General features: G+C 63.8%; 7 protein-coding genes. 1 reads left to right on the forward strand and 6 read right to left on the reverse strand.

The features are described from left to right. Positions 1 to 30 precede the first annotated feature (30 nt). The 4 genes from aspT to ACNPP0_RS24630 form a co-directional block, all read right to left on the reverse strand. A complete protein-coding gene (gene aspT / locus ACNPP0_RS24615; RefSeq protein ID WP_332610474.1) occupies positions 31 to 1,722 on the reverse strand; it encodes an aspartate-alanine antiporter in 1,692 nt (563 codons plus the stop codon). Positions 1,723 to 1,922: 200 nt separating this feature from the next. Next, the gene (locus ACNPP0_RS24620; RefSeq protein ID WP_448707262.1) at positions 1,923 to 2,852 is read right to left on the reverse strand and encodes an electron transfer flavoprotein subunit alpha/FixB family protein; all 930 of its coding nucleotides are present in this window, start codon (positions 2,850 to 2,852) and stop codon (positions 1,923 to 1,925) included. 2 nt (positions 2,853 to 2,854) lie between these two features. Next, positions 2,855 to 3,604, reverse strand: coding sequence for an electron transfer flavoprotein subunit beta/FixA family protein (locus ACNPP0_RS24625; RefSeq protein WP_332610477.1), 750 nt, complete (start codon positions 3,602 to 3,604; stop codon positions 2,855 to 2,857). A gap of 70 nt (positions 3,605 to 3,674) precedes the next feature. Next, positions 3,675 to 4,598, reverse strand: coding sequence for a histone deacetylase family protein (locus ACNPP0_RS24630; protein ID WP_332610479.1), 924 nt, complete (start codon positions 4,596 to 4,598; stop codon positions 3,675 to 3,677). Between the two features lie 10 nt (positions 4,599 to 4,608). Between ACNPP0_RS24630 and mltB the strand changes: the two genes are divergently transcribed. Then, entirely contained in the window at positions 4,609 to 5,763 is a 1,155-nt protein-coding gene (mltB, locus tag ACNPP0_RS24635) for a lytic murein transglycosylase B (protein WP_448707263.1), read from the forward strand. Positions 5,764 to 5,856: 93 nt separating this feature from the next. On the opposite strand, the gene cysM is transcribed toward mltB, so the two are convergent. Both cysM and ACNPP0_RS24645 read right to left on the reverse strand, forming a co-directional pair. After that, positions 5,857 to 6,765, reverse strand: coding sequence for a cysteine synthase CysM (cysM, locus tag ACNPP0_RS24640; RefSeq protein WP_046802732.1), 909 nt, complete (start codon positions 6,763 to 6,765; stop codon positions 5,857 to 5,859). A gap of 81 nt (positions 6,766 to 6,846) precedes the next feature. Continuing rightward, positions 6,847 to 7,341: a ComEA family DNA-binding protein gene (locus ACNPP0_RS24645; RefSeq protein WP_332610484.1), complete on the reverse strand. Its 495-nt coding sequence runs from the start codon at positions 7,339 to 7,341 to the stop codon at positions 6,847 to 6,849. Positions 7,342 to 7,540 lie beyond the last annotated feature (199 nt).

Below are 7,540 nucleotides of genomic sequence, written 5' to 3' on the forward strand. Positions count from 1 at the left end.
AAGCCCGGATCAGGCTTGCGGGGCGTCCCACTAGGTCATCAGCATGACGATGACAATGCCCCAGATAATGAGCAGGGTATTGCCAATTGCATAGGGCACCGTGTAGCCCAGGGCGGGCACCTGGCTTTTCGCCGTCTCGGTGATCTGGCCGATCGCCGCCGTCGTGGTGCGGGCGCCAGCGCAGACGCCCAGCACGATGGCGGGATGGAACTTGAAGACATATCGGGCGATGAACACGCCCAGAATCATCGGCACGCTGGTGGCGATGATGCCGGCCACGAAAAGCTTGGCGCCCAATTGCTGGAAGCCCTGCACGAAGCCCGGCCCGGAAGTGATGCCGACCACGGCCACGAATGCCGTCAGCCCGACAGACGTCAGGAACCAGTGCACCGGTTCCGGCACGCGGCCGAAGGTGGGATGCACCGATCGCAGGTAGCCGAAGATCAGGCCCGATATCAGCGCACCGCCGGACGTCGACAAGGTGATGGGAATGCCACTGACCGTCAGCACCAGTGAACCGAACAGCCCGCCCAGCAAAATGCCGAAGCCGACGAACACCATGTCGGTCTGCTCGGTGGCCCGGTCCACATATCCCAGCTTGGCCACGACGCGCTCGACGTCACGCTTGGCGCCCAGCACAAAGAGACGGTCGCCGCGGTCCAGCTTCAGGCCCCAGTTGACCGGCATATCGTGACCGCCGCGCACAACCTTGCGCAGGAACACGCCCCGGCCCAACTGACGCACCGTTTCGTTTTCGGCCAATTCCTTGAGCGTCTTGCCGGCCACATTCTTGTTGGTCAGCACCACCTCGACAATCTCGGCGGGCAGGTTGATGACGTCCCTGTCCTCGACTTCATTGCCGATGATGCCGCCGGCCTGCAAGACCAGCGCATCGTGGCGCCCCGTCACGCCCAGCACATCGCCCGCCTGCAGCACCGTGCTGGAGTCGTTATCGATGATCTGGTCGCCACGGCGGATGCGTTCCACAAACACGCGCGCGTCGACAAAGCGCGCTTCCAGGTCGCCCACCGTCTTGCCCACCAGATCGGTGTGGTCAAGCTTGTAGGCGCGGGCCGTGAACTTGCGGTAGCCAGACAGTTCCATGGAATCGGCGCCGCCGGACATCTTGGCTTCGTATTCCTTGCACTCTTTGACGATGTCCACGCGCATCAGCTTGGGGCCCAGCGATGCCAGCAACCACGCGCTGCCGACCGTGCCAAAGATGTAGCAGACGGCGTAGGCCACGGGGATGCTGTCGATCCACTTCTTCTTGGTCGCGGCGTCCACGCCCAGCCCGTTGATCGTGTCCGTGGCCACGCCCATCACCGCGGAAATGGTTTGCGCGCCCGCCAACAGCCCGGCACCGGTACCGGCGTCAAATCCAAATCCGACGGCCGTGGCCCAGGTGACCAGCAAGCAGATAACGCAGATGATGACCGCGAAGATGACCTGGGGAAGGCCATCGCTTTTCATGCCGCGGAAGAATTGTGGTCCGACGCCGTAGCCAAGACCAAAAAGAAAAAGCAGGAAGAACACCTGCTTCAGAATCGGGGCGATGGTGATATCAAGTTGGCCGACCAACACACCCACCAACAACGTGCCGGTTACCGCACCGAGATTAAACCCGAAGATTTTCTTGGCGCCGATCCAATACCCCAGCCCCAGGGTAAGAAATACCGCCAACTCTGGATACTTCCGCAATGTGTCAAAGAACCATTCCATCCCGAATCTCCTTCGTTCTGTACAGGTCGAGCACGTGCGCGAAAAATCCTGCTGCGCGCGGAACACATTATCAGAATCTTTCAGAAAATCAAAAGAAATACTACATAGATATCAAACTATCCCAGATCATCGCAGACCAGAAAAAAGCCCCGTGGATGGTGAATCCGCGGGGCTTTCATACTGGCGACGTCGCTGACGTTTTACAGCGCGCCGGTCAGTTCGGGCACGACCTGGAACAGGTCGCCCACCAGGCCATAATCCGCCACGCCGAAAATCGGGGCTTCGGGATCCTTGTTGATGGCCACGATGACCTTCGAGTCCTTCATGCCGGCCAAATGCTGGATGGCGCCGGAAATACCAACGGCCACGTACAGCTGCGGAGCAACGATCTTGCCGGTCTGGCCCACTTGCCAGTCGTTCGGCGCGTAGCCGGCGTCGACGGCCGCGCGCGAGGCGCCCAACGCGGCGCCGAGCTTGTCGGCCAGCGGGTCAAGGATCTTGAAGTTCTCGGCGCTGCCCAACCCACGGCCGCCCGAGACCACGACGCGCGCGCCGGCCAGTTCGGGACGGTCGCTCTTGGCCACTTCGCGGCCCACGAACGTGGACTTGCCCGAATCCGCCACGGCGGCCACGTCTTCCACGGCGGCCGAACCCCCTTGCGCTGCGACGGCGTCAAAGCCCGTCGTGCGCACGGTGATGACCTTCACGGCGTCGGCCGATTGCACCGTGGCAATGGCGTTACCCGCGTAGATCGGGCGCTGGAACGTGTCAGCGGATTCCACGCCGATGATGTCGGAAATCTGCGCGACGTCGAGCTTGGCGGCCACGCGCGGCGCCACGTTCTTGCCCGACGCGGTGGCCGGGAAGAGGATGTGGCTGTAGTTGGAAGCCACGGCCAGCACCTGCGCCGCGACGTTTTCCGCCAGACCGTCAGCCAGCTGCGGCGCGTCAGCCAACAGCACCTTGGCCACGCCTGCGGCGGCGGCGGCCTGGTCGGCCCCGGCACGCGCATTGGCGCCGGCGACCAGCACGTGCACGTCGCCTCCGATCTTGGCGGCGGCGGCGACGGCGTTCAGGGTTGCGCCCTTGAGCTGGGCGTTATCGTGTTCGGCAATAACCAGCGTCGTCATGTTCAGACCACCTTCGCTTCGTTCTTGAGTTTGTCCACCAGGGCCGCAACATCGGCCACCTTGATGCCGGCCTTGCGGGCGGGCGGCTCGCTGACCTTCAGCGTCTTCAGGCGCGGCGCGGGATCAACACCCAGCTCGTCGGGCGTGACGGTGTCCAACTGCTTCTTCTTGGCCTTCATGATGTTGGGCAGCGTGACGTAACGCGGCTCGTTCAGGCGCAGGTCGGTGGTGACGATGGCCGGCAGCGTCAGCGTCAGCGTTTCCAGCCCGCCGTCCACTTCACGCGTGACCGTGACCTTGCCGTCGGCCAGTTCGACCTTGCTGGCGAACGTGGCTTGCGGCCAATCCAGCAGCGCGGCCAGCATCTGGCCGGTTTGGTTGGCGTCGTCATCGATGGCTTGCTTGCCAAGAATGACCAGTTGCGGCTGCTCTTTGTCGACCAGGGCCTTCAACAACTTGGCGACGGCCAGCGGTTGGAGTTCAGCATCGGTCTGAACCAGCACGCCACGATCGGCGCCAATGGCCATGGCGGTGCGCAGCGTCTCCTGGCATTGCGCAACGCCGCAAGAAACCGCCACGACTTCAGCGACGGCACCCTTCTCTTTGAGCCGGGTCGCTTCTTCGACGGCGATTTCGTCAAAGGGGTTCATGGACATCTTCACATTGGCGATATCCACGCCAGTCTGATCCGACTTGACTCGCACCTTGACGTTGTAGTCAACGACGCGCTTGACAGGTACCAACACCTTCATCCCGCTGCCTCCAAATGGAAATAAATACCCGGCATGCGCCGGGATCGCATTGCACAATTTTTTCCTGATTCTACAGCTTCGCCAGCGCTCGTATATGCGCAACGACACTGCGCCCCAGTGCAGATAAGTTGTAACCACCTTCAAGCGTACTGACGATCCGGCCCTGACTATGCCGTTCGGCCACCTCGACGAGTTGCTCGGTGATCCAGCCGTAGTCAGCCTCGACCAGGCCCATCTGGCCCATGTCGTCTTCCCGATGCGCATCGAATCCGGCGGACACCAGGATGAGTTCCGGGCGGAAGGCTTCAAGCCGGGGCAGCCACTGGTCGGTGACGATCGTCCTGACCGCGGGGCCGACCGTATACGCGGGCACCGGCACGTTCAGCATGTTGTCCGCGGGCTGGTCGGTACCGCTGTTGGGAAAGAGCGGATGCTGAAAAAAGCTGCACATCAGCACGCGCTCGTCGCCCGCGAAGACGTCTTCGGTGCCGTTGCCGTGGTGCACGTCGAAGTCAACGATGGCCACGCGCGACAGGCCGTGAAAGTCCAGTGCATGGCGCGCTGCGATCGCGACGTTATTCAAAAAGCAGAAGCCCATGGCTTGCGACCGGCAAGCGTGGTGCCCGGGCGGACGCACCGCGCAGAACGCCGTGCGGGCGTCGCCGCCCATCACCGCATCCACCGCCGCAACCCCCGCGCCGGCCGCGTACAGGGCCGCTTCATAGGTGTGGGGATTCATCAGCGTATCGGGATCGATCGGGTAATACCCTTGGTCCGGCGTATGTTCGCGCAAACTGTCCAGATACTGGACGGTGTGCACACGCAAAAGGTCGTGGCGCGACGCCTGGGGCGCTTGGCGGTCGTCCAGATAGGGCATCAGGCCGCTGGCCAATAGCTGGTCGGAAATGGCATCCAGCCTCTGCGGGCTTTCAGGGTGCCAACTGCCCATTTCATGCAAGCGGCAAGCCGGGTGGGTAAGATACATGGTCTCCATAAGGAAGATTATGTTCATCTGTCGGCGATTACTGCAACTCGGAACGCTTTCCGCCCTGCTGGCGGGCTGCTCCACCACCGCCCCCTCTGCTCCAAATTCCCTTTCGACCCAGCCGCCGGCCGCTTCAGCGAACGCCGCTATCCGCATCGGACCCGCCACGCCGACACCCGGCTCCGAACTGCCGGATGACGCGCCTGCCACCCTGACCGCCACCGGCGCGCTGCGCCCGGAAGTGCGCAGCTTCGTGCAGGACCTGGCGGCCGAACGCCAATTGCCACTGGACCCGATGATCAAGGCGTTGGAAAGCTCGCGCTACAACGCCACCGTGTCCCGGCTGATCGCGCCGGCGCCGCCGGGCAAGAAAATCTGGCGCAGTTGGCTGACGTATCGGTCCCGCTTCGTGGAACCCAAGCGCATCGGCTGGGGCGTCGAGTTCTATAACGAAAATCGCGACCTGCTCAATCAGGCGGCTCAGCGTTTTGGCGTGCCGGCCCCGATCATCGCGTCGATCATCGGCGTCGAAACACTGTACGGCCGCAACATGGGCAACTTCCGAGTGCTGGATGCACTGGCCACGCTGGCCTTTGACTATCCCGATCCCAACAAACCCGAGCGCGCCGCGATGTTCCGGGGCCAGTTGGCGGACTTCCTGACGCTGGTCATGAAAGACAAACTGGACCTGGAAACGCAGGGCTCGTACGCCGGCGCCATCGGCATGCCGCAGTTCATGCCCACCAGCATCATGCACTACGCGGTGGACGGCGACGACAACGGCCATATCGACCTGACCAACAACACGCAGGACGCCATCATGTCCGTGGGCAGCTTCCTGGCACAGCACGGCTGGCAGCGCGGCTTGCCCGTGTTTGCACCGGTGGTGTTGCCGGCGGACCCCACCGCGCTGGTCGACGGCGGCCTGGAGCCCAAGCAAACCTGGAGCACGCTGTCGGCCGCCGGCGCGCGTTTGCAACCAGGCGCCAGCAGCAATGGTTGGGGCACCCAGCCGCTGGGGGTGGTGGACCTGGTTGAAGAAGCGCGCGGCACGGCGCAATACCGGGTTGGCACGCCCAATTTCTTTGCGCTGACCAAGTACAACCGCAGCTACTTCTACGCGACGTCGGTGGCGGACCTGGCGTACGAAATCGAAGCGCGCGTCACGCGGTGATCTGCCCGCCCCGGAAACAGCAATGCCCCGTCAGGATGAACGGGGCATTTTTTTATTGTGGGACTGGATGCGCCCCACTGCTGCCGTACGGAATCAGTTGAATACGCCCGTGGACAGGTAACGGTCACCCCGGTCGCAGACAATGAACACGATGGTGGCGTCGTTAACTCTTTCGGCCACACGCAAGGCGGCCACCAGCGCACCGGCGGACGAAATTCCGCCAAAGATGCCTTCTTCGGCGGCCAGCCGGCGCGCCATGGTTTCCGCTTCGGATTGCTCGATGGATTCGTAGGCGTCCACGCGGCTGCGGTCGAAGATCTTGGGCAGGTAGGCCTCGGGCCACTTGCGGATACCCGGAATCTGCGAGCCTTCGGCCGGCTGTGCGCCCACGATCTGCACGGCGGGGTTGCGGGATTTCAAATACGTCGACACGCCCATGATCGTGCCCGTGGTGCCCATGGCGCTGACGAAATGCGTGATGCGCCCTTCGGTTTGCGTCCACAGTTCGGGGCCCGTGGTTTCCACATGCGCGCGCGGGTTGTCGGGGTTGGCGAACTGGTCCAGCACCACGCCGCGGCCGTCGGCCTGCATTTCGGTGGCCAGGTCGCGGGCGTATTCCATGCCGCCCTTGTCGGCGGGCGTCAGGATCAGCTCGGCGCCGTAGGCAGCCATGGCCGCCCGGCGTTCCACGGACAGGTTGTCGGGCATGATTAGAATCATGCGGTACCCCTTCATCGCCGCCGCCATGGCCAGCGCGATGCCGGTATTGCCGCTGGTAGCCTCGATCAGGGTGTCGCCCGGCTTGATGTCGCCACGCGCTTCGGCGTGCTGGATCATCGACAAGGCGGGGCGGTCCTTCACGGAACCGGCGGGATTATTGCCTTCCAGCTTGGCCAGGATGACGTTGCCACGCGCGTCGCCCGCGGCACCGGGAATGCGCTGCAATCGCACCAGCGGCGTATTGCCGACGGTCTGCTCGATAGTGGGGTAGGTAGTAGTCATGCAAAAGATAATAACTCTGCCTGGCGCTGGGCGCGGGCAAAAGCCGCGCTCGCGCCAGGGGTTAGCCGCCTACCCGGCGCGTCAGGGCCGGGCCGCCGCCGGCGCCGTGCTGGGTTTGCCCTTGGCCGGTTTGGCGGTGGATGACGCGGCGCCCGAGCCTTGGCTTTGGCTTGGGCTTTGGCCCGATCCTGCCGCGCCATCGCCCTCGCCCACCTGCAAGCCGGCCGCCTTCAAGGCCTGCGCCTTTTTCTCGCCAATGCCGCGCACGCGCTCGGCCAGGTCTTCGAACGAATCGAAGCGGCCGCCGCGTTCGCGTTCATTGATGATGATTTCGGCCGTGCGCGGGCCGATGCCCCGGATGGTCTCTAATTGCTGCGCGCTGGCCTGGTTGACATCTACCGCCCGGGCTTCCGGCGCGGTGAAGCCCAGCGCGGCGCTCACCAGCATGACGCCAAGCACGTGTTGCCACAGGCGGCGCCCATTGCGGCCGCCTGCCGACGCATGCGGCAAGCGCGCTTTGCGCCATGGCATGGCCGCGCCGCGACGGACAATGGCGGGTACAAGGAAAGGGTTCATGAGGGTCTCCGAAAAGAACGGGTGCGGCGGATGCCGAACCACCCCTGGATCATGGACGTTCGCCCTGCCTGCGGGCCGTGCAGTGAATGGATTGATCCACCTCGGAAACTACGTGGGCGAAATAAAGGCCACCCTGAAGGGTGGCCTGGCTTTCACGCGGCGCGGGGCGGCGTGGTGCTGCTTTTCAGCGGCCCCCCAT

The sequence above is a fragment of the Achromobacter semiaridum genome (assembly GCF_053543755.1).